Origin of the sequence: Hydrogenovibrio crunogenus, assembly GCF_004786015.1 — a bacterium.
Lineage (GTDB): Bacteria > Pseudomonadota > Gammaproteobacteria > Thiomicrospirales > Thiomicrospiraceae > Hydrogenovibrio > Hydrogenovibrio crunogenus.
The window spans coordinates 1,302,210-1,325,006 of sequence record NZ_CP032096.1; the positions used below are offsets into that span (position 1 = coordinate 1,302,210).

General features: G+C 42.5%; 16 protein-coding genes and 4 tRNA genes. 15 read left to right on the top strand and 5 right to left on the bottom strand.

The features are described 5' to 3' along the window. Positions 1-132 precede the first annotated feature (132 nt). From lon to GHNINEIG_RS06240, 6 genes are all read left to right on the top strand, one after another. Positions 133-2,580, top strand: a complete 2,448-nt coding sequence (lon, locus tag GHNINEIG_RS06215) for an endopeptidase La (RefSeq protein ID WP_135795845.1) — start codon at positions 133-135, stop codon at positions 2,578-2,580. Between the two features lie 112 nt (positions 2,581-2,692). Then, positions 2,693-2,968: an HU family DNA-binding protein gene (locus GHNINEIG_RS06220; protein WP_262982075.1), complete on the top strand. Its 276-nt coding sequence runs from the start codon at positions 2,693-2,695 to the stop codon at positions 2,966-2,968. A 208-nt stretch (positions 2,969-3,176) separates the two neighbouring features. Next, positions 3,177-3,252 (top strand) — tRNA-Val (locus tag GHNINEIG_RS06225). 17 nt (positions 3,253-3,269) lie between these two features. After that, a tRNA-Asp gene (locus tag GHNINEIG_RS06230) sits at positions 3,270-3,346 on the top strand. A gap of 36 nt (positions 3,347-3,382) precedes the next feature. Continuing rightward, positions 3,383-3,458, top strand: a tRNA-Val gene (locus GHNINEIG_RS06235). A gap of 38 nt (positions 3,459-3,496) precedes the next feature. After that, positions 3,497-3,573, top strand: a tRNA-Asp gene (locus GHNINEIG_RS06240). Positions 3,574-3,734: 161 nt separating this feature from the next. Here GHNINEIG_RS06240 and GHNINEIG_RS06245 read toward each other — a convergent pair. Continuing rightward, a complete protein-coding gene (locus GHNINEIG_RS06245) occupies positions 3,735-4,511 on the bottom strand; it encodes an enoyl-ACP reductase FabI (RefSeq protein ID WP_135795846.1) in 777 nt (258 codons plus the stop codon). Between the two features lie 201 nt (positions 4,512-4,712). Between GHNINEIG_RS06245 and GHNINEIG_RS06250 the strand changes: the two genes are divergently transcribed. The 4 genes from GHNINEIG_RS06250 to GHNINEIG_RS06265 are packed head-to-tail and all read left to right on the top strand — an operon-like array spanning position 4,713 to position 10,846. Beyond that, positions 4,713-6,842 (top strand): ABC transporter substrate-binding protein, encoded by a 2,130-nt coding sequence (locus GHNINEIG_RS06250; RefSeq protein ID WP_135796842.1) that lies wholly within the window; start codon positions 4,713-4,715, stop codon positions 6,840-6,842. Further along, a complete protein-coding gene (locus GHNINEIG_RS06255) occupies positions 6,842-7,819 on the top strand; it encodes an ABC transporter permease (RefSeq protein WP_135795847.1) in 978 nt (325 codons plus the stop codon). The genes GHNINEIG_RS06250 and GHNINEIG_RS06255 overlap by 1 nt, the downstream gene beginning before the upstream one ends. Beyond that, positions 7,819-9,192, top strand: coding sequence for an ABC transporter permease (locus GHNINEIG_RS06260; RefSeq protein ID WP_135795848.1), 1,374 nt, complete (start codon positions 7,819-7,821; stop codon positions 9,190-9,192). Before GHNINEIG_RS06255 ends, GHNINEIG_RS06260 begins: the two co-directional genes overlap by 1 nt. A gap of 10 nt (positions 9,193-9,202) precedes the next feature. Beyond that, positions 9,203-10,846, top strand: a complete 1,644-nt coding sequence (locus tag GHNINEIG_RS06265) for an ABC transporter ATP-binding protein (RefSeq protein ID WP_135795849.1) — start codon at positions 9,203-9,205, stop codon at positions 10,844-10,846. 56 nt (positions 10,847-10,902) lie between these two features. Here GHNINEIG_RS06265 and ppsA read toward each other — a convergent pair whose 3' ends face one another. After that, positions 10,903-13,317: a phosphoenolpyruvate synthase gene (gene ppsA / locus GHNINEIG_RS06270; protein ID WP_135795850.1), complete on the bottom strand. Its 2,415-nt coding sequence runs from the start codon at positions 13,315-13,317 to the stop codon at positions 10,903-10,905. Positions 13,318-13,474: 157 nt separating this feature from the next. Here ppsA and GHNINEIG_RS06275 point away from each other — a divergent pair, with 157 nt between their 5' ends. Then, positions 13,475-14,212: an elongation factor-1 alpha gene (locus GHNINEIG_RS06275; RefSeq protein WP_135795851.1), complete on the top strand. Its 738-nt coding sequence runs from the start codon at positions 13,475-13,477 to the stop codon at positions 14,210-14,212. A gap of 82 nt (positions 14,213-14,294) precedes the next feature. Here the strand turns inward: GHNINEIG_RS06275 and GHNINEIG_RS06280 are convergent, their stop codons facing one another. From GHNINEIG_RS06280 to ubiG, 3 genes are read right to left on the bottom strand one after another with little or no spacing between them, the layout of a single operon-like run. Beyond that, positions 14,295-14,993, bottom strand: coding sequence for an SDR family NAD(P)-dependent oxidoreductase (locus tag GHNINEIG_RS06280; RefSeq protein WP_135795852.1), 699 nt, complete (start codon positions 14,991-14,993; stop codon positions 14,295-14,297). Beyond that, positions 14,990-15,649, bottom strand: coding sequence for an HAD family hydrolase (locus GHNINEIG_RS06285; RefSeq protein ID WP_135795853.1), 660 nt, complete (start codon positions 15,647-15,649; stop codon positions 14,990-14,992). The genes GHNINEIG_RS06280 and GHNINEIG_RS06285 overlap by 4 nt, the downstream gene beginning before the upstream one ends. A gap of 27 nt (positions 15,650-15,676) precedes the next feature. Next, positions 15,677-16,402 (bottom strand): bifunctional 2-polyprenyl-6-hydroxyphenol methylase/3-demethylubiquinol 3-O-methyltransferase UbiG, encoded by a 726-nt coding sequence (gene ubiG / locus GHNINEIG_RS06290; protein ID WP_135795854.1) that lies wholly within the window; start codon positions 16,400-16,402, stop codon positions 15,677-15,679. Positions 16,403-16,680: 278 nt separating this feature from the next. Here ubiG and gyrA point away from each other — a divergent pair, with 278 nt between their 5' ends. The 4 genes from gyrA (at position 16,681) to hisC (ending at position 22,797) form a co-directional block, all read left to right on the top strand. Continuing rightward, positions 16,681-19,296 carry a DNA gyrase subunit A gene (gyrA, locus tag GHNINEIG_RS06295; protein ID WP_135795855.1) on the top strand — a complete coding sequence of 872 codons (2,616 nt, stop codon included), beginning with the start codon at positions 16,681-16,683 and terminating at the stop codon, positions 19,294-19,296. Positions 19,297-19,435: 139 nt separating this feature from the next. Next, positions 19,436-20,500, top strand: a complete 1,065-nt coding sequence (gene serC / locus GHNINEIG_RS06300; protein ID WP_135795856.1) for a 3-phosphoserine/phosphohydroxythreonine transaminase — start codon at positions 19,436-19,438, stop codon at positions 20,498-20,500. A gap of 41 nt (positions 20,501-20,541) precedes the next feature. After that, positions 20,542-21,645, top strand: a complete 1,104-nt coding sequence (gene pheA, locus GHNINEIG_RS06305; RefSeq protein ID WP_135795857.1) for a prephenate dehydratase — start codon at positions 20,542-20,544, stop codon at positions 21,643-21,645. A gap of 30 nt (positions 21,646-21,675) precedes the next feature. Continuing rightward, positions 21,676-22,797 carry a histidinol-phosphate transaminase gene (hisC, locus tag GHNINEIG_RS06310; RefSeq protein ID WP_135795858.1) on the top strand — a complete coding sequence of 374 codons (1,122 nt, stop codon included), beginning with the start codon at positions 21,676-21,678 and terminating at the stop codon, positions 22,795-22,797.

Sequence of the window (22,797 nt, forward strand, 5' to 3'; positions counted from 1 at the left end):
GCTCTCCTATACATCTACACTTGAATCCACCTTTTTTATCCTTATATAGGATAAAAAGAAGGTGGCATGCCTTTATTGATTTTGCTCATCTCTTCATGAGCTGATTATAAAACTAAATGGATAAAACGCACTATGGATATTGACCAAATTGAATTCAAAACAAATGTCTTTGTATTAGCTCTGAGAGATGTCGTTGTCTTTCCTGGCATGGTTGTGCCACTATTTGTTGGACGGCCCAAGTCAATGAATGCATTGAATGCGGCCATGAAAGAAGATAAACAGATCTTTTTAGTGACACAAAAAAATGCAACAGAAGAGACACCTACCATTGATAATTTGTATCAAACAGGGGTCATGGCAAACATTCTTCAATTGTTAAAACTTCCAGATGGCACCTTAAAAGTATTAGTCGAAGGGGTGAAGCGTTTTGAACTGTTAGCTTTAAATGATGAAGAGAATTTTTTAACAGGTGACATTCAACAAGTCGAATCCGATGAAGAACTGGATAATGACGGTGTAGTGTTAGTTCGAACCATTCAGGAACGTTTTCAAGATTACGCGGCTCTGAAGAAAAAGATCCCTTCAGAAGTGTTAAAAAGTGTCCAAAAAATCACTGATCCGAATCGTTTGGTTGACACAATCTCTGCCAACCTAAAACTAGGTATTGAAGAAAAGCAGACATTACTCGAAATTTTAACGATTAACGATCGTCTGGAACATATTTTAAAAACCATTGAAACGGAAATTGATTTATTAGAATCTGAGCAGCGAATTAATTCGCGCGTGAAGAAGAAAATGGATCAAACACAGCGTAACTTCTATTTAAACACCAAGTTACAAGCCATTCATGAAGAGTTAGGGGATTCCTCTGAAGATGGCGTGAGTGAGTTTGCTCGACTAAAAGAGCAGATCGAACAGGCTGGCATGACACAAGATGCACTTAAAGTCGCTGAAGATGAGTTAAAGAAACTCAAAATGATGTCACCGCAGTCACCTGAAGCTAACATTATTCGTACCTATATCGAATGGTTGGTCAGTATTCCATGGAAAAAGCGTTCGCGTGTATCGAAAGATTTAAATAAAGCACAAACGATTCTTGATAAACAGCACTATGGACTTGAGAAAGTTAAAGAGCGCATTATCGAGTATCTAGCCGTGCAAAAGCGTGTTAACAAGATGAAAGGGCCAATTCTGTGTTTGGTTGGACCTCCAGGGGTTGGGAAAACCTCTTTGGCTCGTTCCATCGCAGAGGCGACCAATCGCAAGTACGTACGTATGTCATTAGGTGGTGTCAGAGATGAAGCCGAAATCCGGGGGCATCGCAAAACATACTTGGGTGCTTTGCCGGGTCGTGTCATTCAAAAAATGAAAACCGCTGGTACACGGAACCCATTATTTCTTTTAGATGAAATCGACAAAATGGCGCGTGACTTAAGAGGCGACCCAGCCAGTGCCTTACTAGAGGTGTTGGATCCTGAGCAAAACAAAGCTTTCAACGACCACTATCTGGAAGTCGATTATGACTTGTCTGATGTGATGTTTGTGGCCACGTCAAACTCAATGGATATTCCTGAAGCTCTATTGGATAGAATGGAAATAATCGACTTGGCCGGCTACACCGAAAACGAAAAACTTAACATTGCTACGCAGCATCTATTGCCGCGTGAAATTAAAGAGCATGGATTAAAACAAGGCGAGTTAGAGGTGCCTTCAGATACGATTCTAAAAATCATTCAAACCTACACCCGTGAAGCGGGTGTACGATTGTTAGATCAAAATCTGGCAAAAATTTGTCGTAAATCTCTAAAAGAGATTGTAACAAATGAAGCCAAAGCGCCGATTAAAGTAACACCAGACACATTGGATAAATACCTAGGCGTGGCAAAATATCGTTTTGGCCTAGCGGATGAAACCAACCAGATCGGTCAAGTTGCCGGACTTGCCTGGACGCGTGTAGGGGGAGACTTACTGCGTATCGAGGCAACAGCCATGCCTGGTAAAGGTAAAAACACCTCAACAGGTCAGCTTGGGAGCGTGATGCAGGAGTCGACTCAGGCAGCTATGAGCGTGATACGCAGTCGCTCAAAAGAATTGGGATTGGCTGATGACTTCTATGAGAAGCAAGATATCCACTTGCATTTCCCAGAAGGCGCCATTAAAAAAGATGGTCCGAGTGCCGGTATTGCCATCTGTACCGCCATTGCATCTGTGCTAACACAAATTCCTGTACGATCGGATGTGGCCATGACTGGGGAGATTACTTTGAGAGGGGAAGTCTTGCCGATTGGTGGACTGAAAGAAAAGCTTTTGGCTGCTTCTCGTGGAGGCATCAAAACTGTTCTGATTCCCTATGAGAATGTGCGTGATTTAGCCGAGATTTCTGATGAAGTGAAAGAGGGATTAGATATCCATCCTGTCCAATGGATTGATGAGGTCTTTAAAGTCGCCTTGGAAAGTTTGCCGAACGTGGATAATGATGAGATTTCTGGCATCAGTATGAAAGATGCTGAAATGGAAAAATTAGTGGCAAATAAGCAATCCAATAAGGAAATTCAGAAAAAAAGCCCAAAAAGACACTGAAAATGTGCAAATTTCGTGTAAACAGGCTTGACAGTAAATATTGAACGCTGATATAACTACCAGCAAGCCTAAAAAGGTGGAAAGAATACTTAATACTTATGGAGAAACTCAAATCATGAATAAGACCGAATTAGTTAGTGCGATCGCTGAAGAAGCTGGTTTAACGAAAGCCGATGCGGCAAAGGCTCTTGAAGCAACTGTATCAACAGTCACAAAAGCTTTAAGCTCTGGTGACTCTGTAGCCATCATTGGTTTTGGTACTTTTAAAGTTGGTGAGCGTTCAGCACGTACTGGTCGTAACCCTCAAACAGGTGCAGAAATGCAGATTCCTGCTGCTAAAGTTCCTAAGTTCTCGGCTGGTAAAGCATTGAAAGAAGCTGTTAACTAAGATAAAACCTTTTTATCTAAACAGCTAACCCCTCAAATTTAATCAAATCAATAGGTTAAATTATGAGGGGTTTTTTTATGCCAAAAATATATAAAAAAAGCGCTCAAAGTGTTTGACAAAGGGCGCTAAGTACTTATAATACGCCCATCAGTTAAGCAAGCTCAACAATGTTGAGAAGGTTTAAATGATTGTAAATAGATTCAAGATTGGGTGATTAGCTCAGTTGGGAGAGCATCGCCCTTACAAGGCGAGGGTCACTGGTTCGAGCCCAGTATCACCCACCAATTTTGAAGACCTGTACGGAGTGGTAGTTCAGCTGGTTAGAATACCTGCCTGTCACGCAGGGGGTCGCGGGTTCGAATCCCGTCCACTCCGCCATTATTTATAATCCTGATTCGAATTGTTTTACGATTCGGGTGATTAGCTCAGTTGGGAGAGCATCGCCCTTACAAGGCGAGGGTCACTGGTTCGAGCCCAGTATCACCCACCATTTACTTTTGATGTCTTCTATAAACATCATCCCTGTTCGGAGTGGTAGTTCAGCTGGTTAGAATACCTGCCTGTCACGCAGGGGGTCGCGGGTTCGAATCCCGTCCACTCCGCCATTTACTTTCCTGTAAGTTTTCTTTTATTCTTTTCAAGCATTCATTTTCGATTTCTATACCATTAGATTATTTTGTTTTTAACAGCTATAAAAAAAGCCCCTTTCGGAGCCTTTTATCAAACTAAAAACAACCAGGTCTGGCTGTTTTTTCCTTATGTAATATTAATTACTTGCAGTTGTATTGTAACCACCATCAACATAAGTGATTTCACCTGTCACGCCTGACGCTAGATCAGAACATAAGAAAGCTGCGGTATTTCCGACTTCTTCAATCGTCACATTACGACGTAACGGCGTTGCAGCTGCCGCTTTATCCAGCATAGTGCGGAAGTCTTTAATCCCTGATGCGGCTAATGTGCGGATAGGACCTGCAGAAACGGCGTTCACACGAATACCGTCTTGACCTAAATCTGCTGCCAAATAACGCACGGTAGCTTCCAGTGAGGCTTTAGCAATTCCCATAACGTTATAGTTAGGCACAGCACGCTCAGCACCTAGATAAGAAACTGTCAGTACGGAGCCATTGTTCTTATTCAACATATCATAACCAGCTTTGGTCAAGGCCGTTAAGCTGTAAGCGGAAATATCGTGCGCAACCGAAAAACCAGATCGCGTTGAAGCATCAATCATACGACCTTCTAATTCTTCACGCGGGGCAAACGCAACCGAGTGAACTAGGATATCTAGCCCGTTCCATTGCTTATTCAACTCTGAAAAGACATGCTCAATCTGTTCGTCAGAAGTCACATCCAATGGAAGCACAATATTGCTGCCCAATTCTTCGGCAATTTTTTCAACACGGCTTTTCAATTTTTCAGTTTGATAGGTTAGGGCGATTTCCGCACCTTGTTCATGCATTTGTTTTGCAATACCATATGCTATAGACTTATTGTTTGCGACACCGACAATGAGGGCTTTTTTACCAGCAAGAAATCCCATTTTTACTCCTTTTTTTGTGAGTGATCATCTAGAAATATTTGGGTAATTATAACGTTAAAATAGGGCTATAATAACCTTCTTTTAGCGGGAAAAAGACATTCGTAATTTTTAGGATGGATGTTTTGAACAGTCAATGAATTTAATAACATATAAAGTAGATAAAGAGTGTTCTCTAAGTTACTAAAAATCATTACAATTCTAATGGCACTGACATCCTTTTCGGGATGTGAGCAAAGTCGTTGGAACAGTCCATATGACTTGAAAATGGTCGAGCAACCTATTTTATTTAGCTCCTTTTCTTCTAAGCCTAAACACTTAGATCCTGTTATTTCATACAATGCCAACGAGTGGTCCATTTTGGGCCAGGTTTATGAACCACCGCTGCAATACCACTATTTAAAACGTCCTTATACACTGGAACCCTTAACTCTTCAGTCGTTACCTAAAGTCATCTATTTAAATCAACAAGCACAGCCTATCTCTGAAGAGTCTGCTGACATCACTTATTCTGAATACACGCTGTATTTAAAACCGAACATACAATACCAACCTCATCCAGCGTTTGTTAAAGATGAAAAAGGGCAGCTGGCACTAGCGCACTTAACACCTGAACAGCTATCAGGAATCACAACGATAGAAGATTTCAAACAAACGGATACTCGATTGCTAGAGGCTGAGGACTATGCCTATGCGATTAAACGCATGGCTGTCCAACAGAATCACTCCCCGATACTCGGCACGATGAAACAGCTCATTGTTGGTTTATCAGAGTTTTCGGAACAAGTTTCAAAGCAGCCAATACCCCCGCAAAAACTTCGAACAATGCACATTCCAGGGGTTCAAGTAATTTCAAATTCCGAATTGAAGATTCGAATTCATGGGAAATATCCGCAATTTTTATATTGGCTCAGCATGAATTTTTTCGCGCCCATCCCTTGGGAAGCCGAGGTCTTCTTTAACCAGCCAGGCCTGGCTGAAAAAAATATTTCATTAGATACTTATCCGGTTGGAACAGGTCCTTATCAACTGGTTGAAAACAATCCAAATAAAAGAATGCGATTGCTGGCAAACCCTAATTACCAACATGGCTTCTACCCAGAATCCGGCTTGGCTGAGGATGCCGACCCGATTTTACTAAAAGATGCCGGCAAATCATTACCATTCATCAAAGAAGTGGTTTACTCTTTAGAGAAAGAAAGCGTTCCTTTATGGAATAAATTCTTGCAAGGATACTATGACGCCTCTGGCGTCAGCTCAGACAGTTTTGACCAAGCGATCTCAATCAGCGGGGGAGGACATTTAAATTTAACGCCTGAAATGCAGGAGAAGGGCATACAGTTTTTAAATACGGTGGAACCCACCATTTATTATTTTGGTTTTAATATGGCCGATCCCATTGTAGGAGGGTATTCAAAAAAACAACGTAAACTTCGCCAAGCCTTGAGCATTGCTTTAAACTTTGAGGAATACATCTCCATCTTCATGAATGGTCGAGGCGTCGCTGCACAAAGCCCAATTCCTCCAGGTATCTTTGGACACCAATCAGGTAAAAACGGGATCAACCCCATTGTGTACGATTGGAAAAATGGCCACCCTAAACGCAAACCGATTGACGTGGCTAAAAAACTCTTAGCAGAGGCCGGTTACCCTAATGGGCGTAAACCAAATGGCGAGCCTTTGGTTTTACATTACGATACGGCGGCAACAGGGCCTGACAGTAAAGCACAGCTGAACTGGTACCGTAAGCAATTCGCCAAACTCGGAATTGAACTGGTTATTCGAGCAACAGACTACAATCGTTTCCAAGATAAAATGCGTGGTGCAAAAGGACAAATGTTCAGTTGGGGCTGGAATGCCGATTACCCGGATCCAGAGAATTTTTTATTCCTATTAAATGGGGCACAATCTGTTACCCAAACCAACGGTGCGGGGATTAACTACGCCAATTATAATAACCCTGCGTTTAACCGTTTATTTAAAAAAATCAAAACCATGGAAAACTCTCCTGAAAGACTGGCTTTAATTAAAAAGATGGTTCGAATTGTTCAAGAGGATGCCCCTTGGGCCTGGGGATTTAATCCGAAAAGTTTGGCGCTTTACCACAGCTGGTATCATAATGTTTGGGCCAACCCATTAGCCAACAATACACTTAAATACAAACGGATTGATGCAAAAGAGCGAGCACAAAAACAAAAAGCTTGGAATAAGCCCGTTATCTGGCCGATTATCATTGTATTATTGTTGCTGATAGTTTCTATGTATCCGTTGCTGAAAGCCTATCAAGCGCGACAAAAAGCGGTCATCGTGCCGCACAAGAAAGGGGACGCATAATGTTAGCTTACATTCTCCGTCGACTATTGTTTGCCGTCCCGATTCTAATCGGTGTCAACCTGATTACTTTTGCGTTATTTTTTATGGTAAATACCCCAGATGATATGGCACGTGCCCATCTGGGTGCTAAACAAACTTCACCTGAAATGATTGCCGCCTGGAAACAAACCCATGGGTATGACAAGCCTCTGTTTTACAATGAAGAAGCTTCCGGTCTGTCAAAACTTAATGACACATTATTTGTACAGGAATCTTTAAAACTTTTCTGGTTTGACTTCGGGCAATCCGACGATGGCCGACAAATTTCAGCGGACATTCAAGAACGAATGTGGCCGAGCTTGGCAATCGCCTTACCGACGTTCATCATTGGATTAATCACCAACATCGCCATTGCTTTGCTCATTGTCCTCTTTCGCGGATCTGTCCTTGATTCTGCTACTATGGTCGTTGCCGTCGCGATTATGTCAATTTCGGGATTGTTTTATATTATCGCCGGCCAGGTTCTATTCAGTAAAATATGGCACTGGGTACCTATCTCTGGCTATACCGATGGCTGGGAAGGATTGAAATTCCTAATCCTTCCCATCTTTATTGGCATTTTTGCAGGGCTGGGGGCCGGCGTACGCTGGTATCGCAGCATTTTTCTGGAAGAAATCAATAAAGACTATATTCGAACAGCTCGTGCCAAAGGCTTGTCAGAAATTAAGGTTTTATTTGGGCATTTATTACAAAATGGGTTATTACCCATCTTAACAGGGGTCGTCGTTGTCATTCCGACACTGTTCATGGGAAGTTTAATCATGGAGTCGTTTTTTGGTATTCCCGGCCTTGGAAGCTACACCATAGATGCGATTCATGCCCAAGACTTTGGAATTGTCAAATCAATGGTTTTTTTAGGTTCGGTCCTTTATATCATCGGCCTAATCTTAACCGATATTTCTTATACCGTTTTTGACCCCCGAGTGAGGTTGAACTGATGTCATCGTTTAGCCTGATACCTTTGTGGACCGACTATATGATCTGGGGGCTGGTCATCGCCCTTATAATATGGGGACGACTCATCAGTCGATCGATTCAAGTAAAACAGCAGTGGTTACAAATCTTTGAGTCAAAACTTGCGATGGTTTCAGCCATTGTTTTACTGTTTTACCTTGCGATTGCATTGTTGGATTCCATTCACTTTAAAATCGAATCAAAAGATCCGACGGTTATCTCGGAAACACAAAGTGCATTGGATGCTATTTTTCCGCACTTAGCTTATCAGCAAGAACGAACTTACTCGGCTCCTTTTGCGACAACCGAATATAACAAAAGTTTGAACATTAACGAGCTTGGAGAAATACAACAGATTTACCGGCCTTTAAAGCATATTGATGTTTCTGGATCGGTTTCAATCACACAAGCCACGTTGGAAGCTTTTTTAGCAGGAATAGCCATCAGTTTACTATTTATCTGGCTCCATGCTTTATGGCGTAGTCGGGTACATCAGTTATCGGTTTTTGCCTTTATAATCAAAGTGATTAGAAACCAAACCTTGTTACCATGGCGAACCGCCTACATCACTTTTACCGTGATTATGCTCTTTTTGAGCTGGCTTTATTTCTTAAGCTTTTTTTATCATGTATTCGGTACTGATAAGGTGGGCGGCGATGTACTATACGAATCGTTAAAAAGCATCCGAACCGGTGTACTGATTGGGGTTTTAACCACCTTAGTCATGCTACCGCTTTCGATTACCCTCGGCATCAGTGCTGGGCTCTTTAGAGGGTGGGTGGATGATGTCATTCAATATATTTACACCACATTGAACTCTATACCCGGTGTGTTACTGATTGCTGCTGCCGTACTGGTCATGCAAGTTATCATGGGGAATCATCCTGACTGGTTTACTAGCACAGAAGAACGCGCGGATGTGCGCCTGTTGTTTTTAATTTTTATTTTAGGCATGACCAGCTGGACGGGATTATGTCGACTACTGCGTGCCGAAACGCTGAAAATCAGCCAAGTTGAATATGTCACCGCGTCTAAAGCTTTTGGTGTCAGCCGTTTTAAAATCATCGGTCGTCATATCATGCCGAATGTCATGCACATTGTGCTGATTTCGGTTGTTTTAGATTTCAGTGGCCTGGTATTGGCAGAAGCGGTATTATCTTATGTCGGGGTTGGTGTTGACCCAACCATGCACAGTTGGGGAAATATGATTAACCAAGCTCGTCTTGAAATGGCACGAGAGCCGATGGTCTGGTGGTCATTGTTTTCCGCATTTTTCTTTATGTTTATCTTAGTCTTGGCGGCGAACTTGTTTTCAGATCGTGTTCAAACTGTCTTAGACCCACGTAATAATCGATAGGATATTTACTATGACTTCAAAACAGTCCGTTTTAAGTGTTGAAGACCTAACCATCCGAGTGGGCGTCAAAGAATTAGTCAAACGGATCAGTTTCGACATCCAACGAGGCGAAATCTTTGCACTGGTCGGTGAATCTGGTAGCGGTAAATCACTCACGTCATTAGCCATTATGCGACTACTACCGGATGCCTTAGACATCGCAGAAGGTAAAGTCCTATTAAATGAACAAAGTCTGTTTACGTTGCCTGAACATAAGATGCAACGTGTCCGAGGCCAGCAAGTGGCGATGATCTTTCAAGAGCCTATGACTTCCTTAAACCCCGTTATGAAAGTCGGGGAGCAGGTTGCTGAAGTTTTACGAATTCATTTAAATATGAATCGAAACCAAGCTCGTGAGAAAGTAATTTCTCTGTTTGAAGAAGTCGGCATTCCTGAACCGACATCACGTTATGACTGGTATCCACATCAACTATCAGGGGGGCAGAAACAACGAGTGATGATTGCGATGGCACTGGCCTGTGAACCTGACTTGCTGATTGCAGATGAACCGACCACCGCTTTAGATGTGACGATTCAATCTCAAGTATTGCAACTGTTAAAGAAAATTCGTGATGAACGCGGTCTGGCTATTTTATTTATCACACATGATATGGGCGTGGTCAATGAAATGGCAGATCATGTCGCCGTCATGCGTCAAGGAGAAATCGTTGAAAAGGCGAATAAAACGCATTTTTTTACGGCTCCGACACACCCTTATACGCGTAAATTACTGGAAGATGCCGTTCCTAAACACACCTACAAACCGATCTCAGATACACAAGACCTACTTCAGATCAATGATTTAAAAGTGCATTTTCCAATTAAAAAAGGGATCTTCCAGCGTACAGTGGGCTATGTCAAGGCAGTGGATGGCGTGACATTATCCATTGCAAAAGGAGAAACTTTGGCTTTAGTGGGCGAATCTGGCAGTGGCAAAAGCACCATCGGGCAAGCTATTTTACGCTTAATTGACACGACAGATGGCTCGGTTGTTTTTCAAAACAAAGAGCAAGATATTGATTTCATTAAATTAAATGAAAAAAACATGAAGCCGTTACGTAAAAAAGTACAAGTCATTTTCCAAGACCCTTTTTCCGCCTTGAACCCAAGAATGCAAATCAGTGACATCATTCGTGAAGGGATGAATAGCTTGAAAGTCGGCCCCAAAGGGCGTGAAGCACAAGACCGACGAATTGATGATTTACTACAGCAAGTGGGGCTGTTACCGGAACACAAATATCGTTACCCACATGAATTCTCAGGGGGTCAACGTCAACGAATCGGTATTGCACGCGCGTTGGCTGTAGAACCGGAGTTGATTATTTGCGATGAGCCGACCAGTGCTTTGGATGTTTCTGTTCGAGCACAGGTATTGGATTTACTTAATGATCTGCAAAAAACCTATCAAATGTCTTACTTATTCATCACCCATGACTTATCCATTATTCCAGCCATTGCGCATAAAGTGGCCGTAATGAAACAGGGTAAGATTGTGGAGCAGGGCAATGTGGAAGCCATTATGTGTAATCCACAACATAAATACACCCAAAAACTGTTGAACTCAGCGCCGGAATTAATCAAAAAAGCGTTTAAGGAAAAGCCCGTGGCTCGTTAAAAACTGCCCAGGCCTGGGCAGTTTTAAGCTAGTTTAGCTGCAGTAACCTTACATTTTTATGCATTCATTTTTTGCTCCAATTCCAAGACGCATTGCATCGTCGTCAAAACGGAATCCGGGTTTAAGCTCATGGAGTCAATGCCCAACTCAACCAAGAACTCGGCGATATCTGGATAATCAGACGGCGCTTGTCCGCACAGTCCGGAATGAAGTCCATTACGTTTTGCGCCTTCCACAGCCCAGCGAATCATGGTTTTGACGCCTTCTGAACGTTCATCATAACTGTCAGCTACCAAACTGGAGTCGCGATCCACCCCTAATACCAACTGAGTTAAGTCATTGGACCCGATGGAAATCCCATCAAAGTAGGGCGCAAAAGCATCCATTTCTAACACATTGTTCGGGATTTCACACATCATGTAGATTTGCAGCGCGTTTTTATTGCGTTTTAAGCCGTATTTTTCCATTAAGGCAATGACTTTTTGGGCTTCAACCACACGCCGTACGAACGGAATCATCACAATGACATTACTTAGCCCCATTTCTTCACGCACTTTTTTAATGGCTTGGCACTCCATCGCAAATGCGGGCTCAAAGACACCAGAAATATATCGAGAGGCTCCCCGATAGCCTAGCATTGGGTTTTCTTCTTCCGGTTCAAAATATTTACCACCCAATAAGCTGGCATATTCGTTCGATTTAAAATCCGACAGACGAACCACCACCGGTTTAGGATAAAAGGCGGCGGCAATGGTTCCGATACCACTGGTGAGTTGGTCAACAAAAAAGGCTTCCCCGTTGTCATAACCTTTGATCAACTCATCCAGCGCTTCACGCACTTTCGTGGCAGTGACTTTTTCAGGTTGAAGTAGGGCTAAAGGATGCGCCTTGACCGATTCATTGATGATGAATTCCATTCGTGCCAACCCCACGCCATGGTTTGGAATAAAGCTGGTCTGAAAGGCTAGATCTGGATTACCCAAATTAAGCATAATGTCCGTTTTTGGGGTTTCAAGGTGTGATAAGTCGGTTTCAATGACTTCGAATGGTTGTTCACCTAAATAAACTTTTCCGGTATCGCCTTCCGCACAGGACACAGTAACGTAAGGGTTAGACTCTAAATCCTTGGTGGCCTGCGGACAGCCGACAATTGCAGGAATACCTAACTCTCGTGCAATAATGGCGGCATGGCAGGTGCGTCCACCACGATTGGTGATAATGGCAGAAGCCGTTTTCATGACAGGTTCCCAATCAGGTGTTGTGATATCCGTCACCAACACTTCACCGGGTTGAAACTGGTCGATATAAGCCACATCTTGAATGACATGCGCTTGTCCGTGGGCAACTTTGCCACCCACGGCCCGTCCCTGCGTAAGCACTTGAGCATCGGGTTCTGGCGTGATTTTATATGACTTCAGGATATGTCCCGTTTTCTGAGACACCACGGTTTCAGGTCGAGCCTGTACGATATAAAGCTGACCATCATCCCCATCTTTCGCCCACTCAATATCCATCGGACGAAGTTTGCCGGCTTTCTCGCTGTAATGTTTTTCAATGCGAATCGCATAACCGCTTAGCTTCAAGGCTTCTTCATCGCTAATACAGAACTGTTGGCGCTCTGACTCAGTCGTAGTGATATTTCGAACCGGGCTGCCTTTTGAGTCAGGTGCGTAAATCATCTTGATTTTTTTAGCACCGAGGTGACGTCGTAATACATGGCGATATCCTTGTTCAAAAGTGGGTTTGTGCACATAAAACTCATCTGGATCAACGGCTCCCTGTACCACATTTTCACCTAAACCATATGCCCCGGTAATGAATACAGCATCTTTAAACCCCGTCTCAGTATCAATTGAGAACATAACGCCTGATGCCGCTAAATCTGACCGCACCATTTTTTGAACCCCAATAGACAATCCCACGTCAAATTGTCCAAAGCCTCGGTCAATTCGATAGTGAATCGCGCGGTCCGTAAACAAACTTGCAAAACAACGTTTACAAGCATCCAGCAACGCGACTTCCCCTTGAATATTCAAGTAGGTATCTTGTTGGCCAGCGAAACTTGCCGTCGGCAAATCTTCTGCCGTAGCGGAACTTCGAATTGCTAAACTGATGGGGGTTGAGAAGCTGGCAGAGAGTGTTTGGTATGCCTGCAATATTTCCGCCTGTAAATCATCAGGAAGCGGGGCGTCCAGTAAAAGCTGACGCGCTCGCAATCCGCGTTCAGCTAGGTCAGCCACATTGGATTCATCCAAAGGGTCTAAAATCTCATGTAACGTGTCCCATAAATTATTTTCCGTTAAAAGCGCACGATAAGCTTCCGCAGTGATGGCAAAGCCATTCGGAACCGGTACACCAACCGGCGTCAACGCTTGATACATTTCCCCAAGAGAAGCATTTTTACCACCCACAATAGGAATATCTTCAATACTGATTTGATCAAAAAAACGAATGTATCGTTGATTGTTCATAATAATTTCTCTCTCGTTCAAAACCTATAAGGGGAATAAAAATGATATAAATCATGATACGACTTTTACGTATCAAATTAAAATAATTATCGACATCGTCTTGCTATAATCGAAAGCCCAATATAACGTTTTTGATTCACGAAAAGCTGGATAGAATATGAACAATACATTGCCTGATCTCCCACTCGCACTGAAATCCCTTTTTACTGGATACATCATGGTTGTCGGCTTAGGATTGCTGGTTGCAGGCGGGCAGATATTGATGACGCATGGACAAGCAGATGGCAAATTCGGTATATCGGTCAATGACATTGTTTATAGTTATTATGGCGATCGAACCAATTCTAAACTTGAAAACAAACTAAACGGGTCGATGAAAGACAAAGCCCCGGTTGAAGAGCGTACTGTGTTGATTAAATGGGCACGCGATGGTGCGGATCATGCTGAATTTAAATCCACCGTCAAACCAATCGTTGAGCAACGCTGCGCGATGTGTCATGGCCACAAACATATGATGATGTCTTTACCCGATATCACCCAATATGACACTTTGAAAGAGTTAGCCCAAAGTGATAAGGGGGCGGACATTACATCGTTAACCCGCGTTTCTCATATTCACTTATTCGGTATTTCATTTATTTTCTTTTTTGTCGGGTATATTTTTTCAATGGCCGTTGGGTTTAACAAATGGGTCAAGTCGATTCTGATTTTTGTGCCATTTGCTTTTTTAATTGTCGATGTCGCTGCATGGTGGCTGACTAAGTTGAATCCACAATTTGCTTGGATGGTGATTATAGAAGGGTTTGGCTATAGCTTGGCCGCGACGGTCATGCTTTTTACCTCTTTGTATCAAATGTGGGTCTTACCTTATCTTAAAACAGAATCCCCACATTGATTCAGGCTGGGCCGCTAGAGAATTTTTCAGTGCCCCGATAACGTTTTAACTGTACCCAGGCCTGGTAGATTTGAAAAAGCCGTTAAAGCTTTTCAATGGACTCCGATGTCAATCCCTCAAGTACCACATTCAGTAATTGCTGAGCAATGGCGTCAGATGTAGGAAGAGTGGCTGGATTTTCACTTGGAAACTGACGACTGCGGGTATTCGATTGAAAACCTTCCAGCTTGGCATTGTAAAAACGAACCGAAGTTTCTGGGTTTTCTTTCGCGCAGGTTTTCATAAGCTGCTCCAAGCCTGCCTTGGCTGCACCGTAAGCACCGTAATAAGCAGGATGCTCTTCGATATTTTGATCCAACACCGCAACCATTACACTCTTATCAGCTTGCTTTAACAAGGGGAGGGTTTGCTGAATTAAATGAAAATTGGCATTCAGATTTGTATGGAGCACTTCATACCATTGCGTGTAATCAAAATGTTCAACAGGTGTAAATGCCGGTAACGTAGCCGCATTCAGGAAGACACCATCTAAACGTCCGTATTCTGCTTCAAGCGTGGTTGTCAAAGCTTGATAATGGTCGATATTCGCTCCGAGCAAATCCATCGGGTAAAGCGCAGGTTCCGCCAACAATTCATTCGTGTTATTGATTTCATCATATAGATAATTTAATGCTTTTAAATCTTTATCTAATAAAATCAATTGATTATCTTCTTTGGCTAATGCCAAACTCAAGCTACGGCCGAGTCCTTGTGCCGCCCCTGTAATTAAATAAATACTCATAATTGCTCTCGAATAAAGTGGGTGATTTCAATAGGCGTTTCAAAGAAATGATTGGCAGGCCAGGCAGTTTCCTGCGCCCCTTCGGGCAAGTAACCAAACATGGCTGCACCGGTTTGCATACCAGCATTAATACCGGCTTCAATATCTCTTGGATGATCTCCGATATAAATACAATTTTCCGGTTCCGCACCACATTGTTGCGCGGCCAACAATAAGGGTTCCGGATGCGGTTTTCTCACGCTTAACGTATCACCAGAAATAACACTGAGTGGTTTAGATGGAAAAGAAATATTTTCTAATAATTTTTCTGTCAACCAACCTGGCTTATTGGTCACGATTCCCCAGTTTAAGTTTTTTTGAGCAATTTCAGCCAGGCCTGCTTCCAATCCAGGAAAAACACGAGTGTGATGATCGATGTTTTTGAAATACACATCCAGAAAAAATTGTCTTCTGGCTTCCAGTTCTTCTCCTTCTAATCCAGGAAAAGCAAGCTGCGTCATCGCTAGTCCGCCCTGAGATACTGTTTTACGGATATCCTGATAGCGTAAAGGTTGTTGCTCATAATGACGACAGGTTTGGTTTAATGCGTAGGCAAAATCATAAGAGGTATCTAAAAGGGTGCCATCTAAATCAAATAAAACACATTGAATACTCATGCTTTCTCTCAAGGTTATAAAAGGGGGTTAAACAACAGGCTTTTGATAAGCCAGCAGGTAATTGACATCGAGACTGTCTGTCAAACGATATCGCTTCAAAAGGGGGTTGAAATCAATGCCGGCACCTTCCTTTAAAAATAAACCGGCTTGGCGAGCCATCGTATCCAACTCGGACGGCAAAATGAATTTTTCGTGCGTATGTGTGCCTTTCGGAACCAAATTAAGCACTTGCTCGGCAGCAAAAATAGCCAACAAATATGATTTATAGTTGCGATTCAGTGTTGAAAAAAATACCCACCCACCCGGTTTAACCGCTTTTGCAGCCGATTGAACAATGGAAGCAGGGTCGGGCACATGCTCCAACATTTCCATACAGGTTACGATATCGTATTCTTCTTCATGCGTTTGAGCGTGATCTTCGGCAGAAATCAAGTGATAATTCACTTTGGTTTCCGTATCGAGGCTATGCAAACGTGCAATAGTCAACACATCTTCAGCCAAATCAATTCCGGTCACATTTCCGCCAGCCTTTGCTAAAGACTCAGACAGAATGCCGCCGCCGCACCCAATATCCAAAATTGCTTTTTTTTCAATAGATTGAAACCGTTTAATAAATTCTATTCGAAGAGGATTGATTTTATGCAATGCACCGAACTCGCCCGACTCATCCCACCACGTGCTTGCCAATTGATTAAAATTGTTCAATTCAGATGGGTCTGCGTTTTCATGCTTATTCAAATCAGCTTGTGACATGCGCACCTCTGTTCCGACATTTAAAAATTGACGTGATTATAGCAACTCATCCGTTTCTTATTTAATTTAATCGATGAAACATCTTGAAATCAGACTGATTTTATCCTGTTATCCCACCTATAAAATTAAGTAAAAAAGAGTAATATTCGGCATTAAAGAACACTCGAAGCTTATTTATTATTAATTTTAAGTATCAAACATCATAAAACCTAGAGGAAATGGTTTGATTTGGGGTATAATCCTTAGTCAATTTCAACTAAAAAGAAAACTGTAATTCTATGTCAGATTTTGCGAGAGAAATTCTACCAATCTCATTAGAAGATGAGATGCAACAATCTTATCTAAGTTATGCGATGAGTGTTATTGTCGGGCGTGCTTTGCCTGATGTCAGAGATGGTTTGAAACCTGTTCACCGACGTGTCTTATACGCAATGAATGAATTAGGGAACTCTTGGAATAAGCCCTATAAAAAATCCGCCCGTATCGTCGGGGACGTGATTGGTAAATATCACCCTCATGGTGATACCGCGGTTTACGATACGATTGTTCGTATGGCGCAACCTTTCTCTCTGCGCTACATGTTGGTTGATGGTCAAGGGAACTTTGGTTCGATTGATGGGGATTCTCCCGCAGCTATGCGTTACACAGAAGTGCGCATGTCGAAAATTGCCCATGAACTGCTCGCAGATCTAGAAAAAGAAACGGTTAACTTCACTCCTAACTATGATGGGTCCGAATCCGAACCGGACGTGCTCCCGACTCGTATTCCAAACCTGTTGGTCAATGGATCTTCAGGGATTGCGGTTGGGATGGCCACGAACATTCCCCCTCACAACTTGAATGAGACTATCAGTGCGTGTATTGCATTAATTGATAATCCTGAACTGAACATCTCAGAGTTGATGGAATTCCTACCTGGGCCTGACTTCCCAACACATGGGATCATCAATGGTACAAAAGGTATTCGAGAAGCTTATGAAACGGGACGTGGACGTGTTCAAATGCGTGCCAGAACCAGTGTTGAGACGGACAAAAACGGTAAATCCTCCATCATTGTTCATGAAATTCCATACCAGGTTAACAAAGCCAAGCTAATTGAACGTATCGCTGAGCTGGTCAAAGAGAAAAAAATTGAAGGTATTTCTGCTCTAAGAGATGAGTCGGATAAGGACGGAATGCGCATTGTCATTGAGGTCAAGCGCGGTGAAGTTCCGGAAGTTTTGATCAACAATCTTTACAAACAAACAACCATGCAGACCGTCTTTGGTATTAATATGGTTGCCTTGATCAATGGACAGCCTAAGCTTTTAAACCTAAAGGACGTACTCGAAGCTTTTATTCGCCACCGTCGAGAAGTGGTGACACGTCGTACTATCTACGATCTGCGTAAAGCGCGTGAAAAAGCACACATCTTAGAAGGGTTGGCACTGGCTCTTAACAACATCGATGAAATGATCGAGTTGATTAAAGCATCTCCAAGTCCTTCAGTTGCAAAAGAGCGTATGCTGGAAAGAGATTGGTCTATTGGTAATGTAGAGCAGCTTCTTGAAAAGGTCGAAATGAAAGATATTCGCCCTGAGGATCTTCCTGAAGGTTTCGGCTCAGATGGTAAGGGTGTCTATAAACTTTCACCTGTACAGGCACAAGCCATTCTGGAAATGCGCTTGCACCGTTTAACAGGCTTAGAACAAGATAAAATCATTGCCGAATACCGTGATTTAGTCCTTAAAATTGCTGAATTCCTAGAAATCTTACGCAACCCTGATCGCTTAACAGAAGTGGTGCGTGAAGAATTAGAAGAAGTCGTTGAAAACTTTGGCGATAAACGCCGAACTGAAATTGACCACAGCTATCAAGACATAGATGCGGAAGATTTGATTGCGGTAGAAAACCGCATTGTCACGTTATCACGTGATGGCTACATTAAAACACAGCCTTTATCAGATTATCAGGCTCAGCGCCGTGGTGGACGAGGTAAGTCAGCGACACAAATGAAAGAAGACGATGAGATCGGTCAGATGATTGTGGCCAGCACACACGACATGCTGCTGTGCTTCTCGAATCGTGGAAAGTTGTACTGGCAAAAAACTTGGCAATTACCGTTGGCAAGCCGTGGCTCAAAAGGCAAACCAATTGTAAACGTCCTACCGCTTGAAACAGGTGAGCACATCACATCCATCCTGCCAGTATCAGAGTTCTCGGAAGGTTATTATGTCTTCATGGCGACCAAACAATCTACTGTTAAACGTGTAGCATTATCTGACTTCTCTCGCCCTAGAGCCAATGGTATTATTGCTGTGGATCTACTGGATGATGATGAACTGGTCGGAACGGCCATCACTGATGGTGAGCAGGATATTATGCTGTTCAGTAATATTGGTAAGGCCATTCGCTTTGATGAAAATGATGTTCGAGTCATGGGGCGTCAAGCGCGCGGTGTTCGAGGCATGAAACTGAAAGAAGACATGTCTATCATCAGCATGCAAGTCGCACGCAAAGACACCCTGATCTTAACAGCTACCGAACATGGTTATGGGAAGTGTACTCCTGTGGATGACTACTCAACCATCAATCGTGGTGGACAAGGGGTTATCTCGATCAAGACATCTGACCGTAATGGTAATGTTGTTTATTCTGTTGCTGTCACGCCGGACCAAGAAGTAGTATTAATCACCAACAAAGGTACTTTGGTTCGAACACGCGTATCTGAAATTTCAGTGGTCGGGCGAAACACTCAAGGCGTTAAGCTGATTAATGTTGGCAAGGGTGAAATCGTCGTCGGACTGGCGGTTGTTGATGTTCAAGAAGATGAACTGCCTGACATTGATTCTGAAGAAACATCAGAATTGGATCAAGCACCAGATACCTCTTCTGAAGATAACACTGAGCAGTAAAACAACTGATTAGATTCACTATATTTACAACCCTCTTTCTTTGCCTGGCGATGGTTATCGCCAGGCGGATGTAACCCTCCTTACGTTATATTTACACCAAGAAAGAGTTTTAAACCCAAAAATAAGCTAAAGAGAGACAATGAGAGCATTTAACTTTAGTGCTGGACCTGCAATGCTTCCAGAAGCGGTCATGCGTAAAGCACAATCAGAATTTTTAGATTGGAACAATACGGGCATGTCCGTTATGGAAATGAGCCACCGCAGCAAAGAATTCATGGCAGTGGCCCATAACATGGAGCACACATTACGTGAAATCATGGCAATACCTGATAATTACAAAGTATTGTTTGTTCATGGTGGTGCTTCTTTGCAGTTTGCTGGCATCCCAATGAACCTAACGTCTGAAAATGATACGGTTGATTACGTCAATACTGGTGTATGGTCACAAAAAGCCATTAAAGAAGCTGCACGCTATGTAAATGTTAATGTCGTTGCTGAAGCGGAAACCTTTATCCCTGATGAGTCTGAATGGCAACTGTCCGACGATGCAAAATATGTTCATATTTGCCAAAACGAAACCATTACAGGTGTTGAATTTCAAACCCTGCCTAAAACAGACAAACCAATCATAGCTGATTTCTCTTCTACCATATTGTCTCGACCAATAAATGTTTCTGACTATGGTGTGATTTATGCAGGCGCTCAGAAGAATATTGGTCCTGCAGGATTAGCCATCGTTATTGTCCGTGAAGACTTAATTGGTCAAGCACGTTCAGATACGCCGAATCTAATGAATTGGGCAACCTACAATGCAAATGAATCCATGTTTAATACACCGGCTACTTTTTCTTGGTATTTAGCTGGTTTAGTGTTCGATTGGATCAAAGAGCAGGGCGGTGTGGAAGCTATGGCTGAAGTGAATCAACGTAAATCACAAAAGCTTTATGACTTGATTGATGCGTCCGATTTCTACTATAACGAAATTGATCCTAACGTTCGTTCGTGGATGAATGTGACCTTTAAGTTAAAAAACACGGAACTGGACACGGTCTTCTTAGAAGAATCCAAAGCTGCCGGCCTTTTAAGTCTAAAAGGGCACAAGGCTTATGGTGGAATGCGTGCCAGCATATACAATGCAATGCCTGAAGCCGGAGTGGATGCTTTAATTGACTTTATGAAACAGTTTGAAGCCAAATATGCCTAAAACTATCCTTTAATTGACCAAGAAATCGCTAACAAAACAGTATGACTAATAACGACACTGAAAAAGAACAATTAAGCCAAATTCGCGATGAAATAGATGCCATTGATTCTGAGATTCAAGCTTTAATTTCGCGACGAGCTGAGTGCGCTCAAAAAGTAGCTGACATCAAAACACAGGGTGGTAAGGTTGAAGCAGTCTTTTATCGACCTGAGCGTGAAGCACAAGTTCTAAGAGCTGTTAAGGAACGCAATAAAAGTTTAATTTCAGGGGATGACATGGCTCGTTTATTTCGTGAAATCATGTCTGTCTGCTTAGCGTTGGAGCAACCGATCAAGGTTGCTTATCTTGGACCAGAAGGAAGTTACAGCCACGCCAGTGTGTTAAAACAATTTGGTTCTTCAGTGCACCCTTATGCCGTATCCAGTATTGAAGAAGTATTTCAGTCGGTTGAAAAAAATGAAGCCAACTATGGCTTAGTACCAGTGGAGAACTCCTCGGAAGGTATTGTAAAACAAACACAAAACGAATTAATTTCCACCCCTTTAAAAATATCCGGAGAGGTCAGTCTTGTCATTCATCATTGTTTATTGTCACAAGCAGACCATATAGATGATATCAAGAAAGTCGTTGCACACCCTCAAGCTTTAGGACAGTGTGAAAATTGGCTTAAAAACAATATGCCGACTGTACAAATCGAAGCGGTGGAGTCAAATGCGCTGGCAGCTCAAATGGCTCAAAAAGATGCCTCTCTTGGTGCGATTGCATCCGAACAAGCCGCTCAGCTTTATGAACTAAAAACACTTGAAACCCATATTGAAGACCGTAAGGACAATACAACGAAATTTTGGGTTTTAGGGTCTGAAGAAACGGAGCCAAGTGGGGACGATAAAACGGCGATGGTCATTGCCATGCCAAACAAGGCAGGAGCCTTATTAAGCGTCTTATCCAGCTTTGCTGAACGAGATATCAGTATGACACGAATCATTTCGCTTCCTTCTTCTGAAACAAAATGGGATTACCTATTTTTTATCGACGTTATTGGACATCAAAAAGATGAAGGATTAATGGCGGCGATTAAAGAAGTTCAACAAAAAACGAGCTTTTTTAAATTATTGGGCTCTTTTCCTGTGTCTCCTTTAAGTTAATTTTTGAACGAACCTATTAGGAATCAAACCATGTCTCAGCCTCGCTTTTGTGATGATGTTTTGCCCCATATCAGTGGCATTCAAACTTACCAACCAGGCAAACCCATTTCAGAAGTACAACGAGAGCATAACCTACTACGTATTTCAAAATTAGCTTCAAATGAAAATCCATTAGGTGCTAGTCCTAAAGCGCTCAAAGCGGTACAATCTGAACTCATTAACATGGGGCGTTACCCGGATGGAAATAGCTTTTACCTAAAACAAGATTTAGCTGACTTTTTAAAAAAACATCCCTCTGAAATTGCGCTAGGAAATGGCTCTAATGAATTGCTTGAACTGGTTGCGCGAATTTTTGCCGGCAAAGAGGATGAAATCATTTATTCCCAATATGCCTTTGCCGTCTACGCTATCAGCACCCAGGCAGTAGGAGCCACAGGGATTGAAGTGCCCGCAAAAGACTGGGGGCATGACCTGGAAGCAATGGCGAATGCAATTACTGAAAAAACCAAGTTAATCTACCTAGCCAATCCAAACAACCCAACCGGAACGCTATTTACTCAAAAAGAATGGGAAGCGTTTATTTCAAAAGTACCATCTAATGTTATTGTTGTTTTAGATGAGGCTTATACTGAGTATGTCACACATGATGAATATGCAAACGGACTGGATTATCTCGAACAATATCCTAACCTAATAGTATCCCGAACCTTTTCTAAGGCATATGGTTTAGCAGCTTTAAGAATCGGATACATGGTTGCCAATGAGGAGTTAATTGCTTACATCAATCGTTTGCGTGCACCTTTCAACATTAATCATTTAGCGCAAGTGGCTGCTAAGGCAGCCCTTAAAGACCCTATGTTTGTAAAAAAAACCGTTGATTTAAATACACAAGGCATGCGCACGCTAACACAATTTTTTGAAGAAAAAGGACTTTCGTTTATCCCTTCTCAAGGTAACTTTGTATGCGTTAATCTAGGGGCTGATTCGCTTAAAATCAATCAGGCCTTGTTGAAGGAAGGAGTCATTGTCAGACCGGTTGCGTCAGAAGGCGAATTCAGTGAGTTTTTAAGAGTTTCTATTGGTCTACCTAATGAAAACCAACATTTTATGGCGGCTTTGAATAAAATACTCACCTCATCAAACTTCAAATAA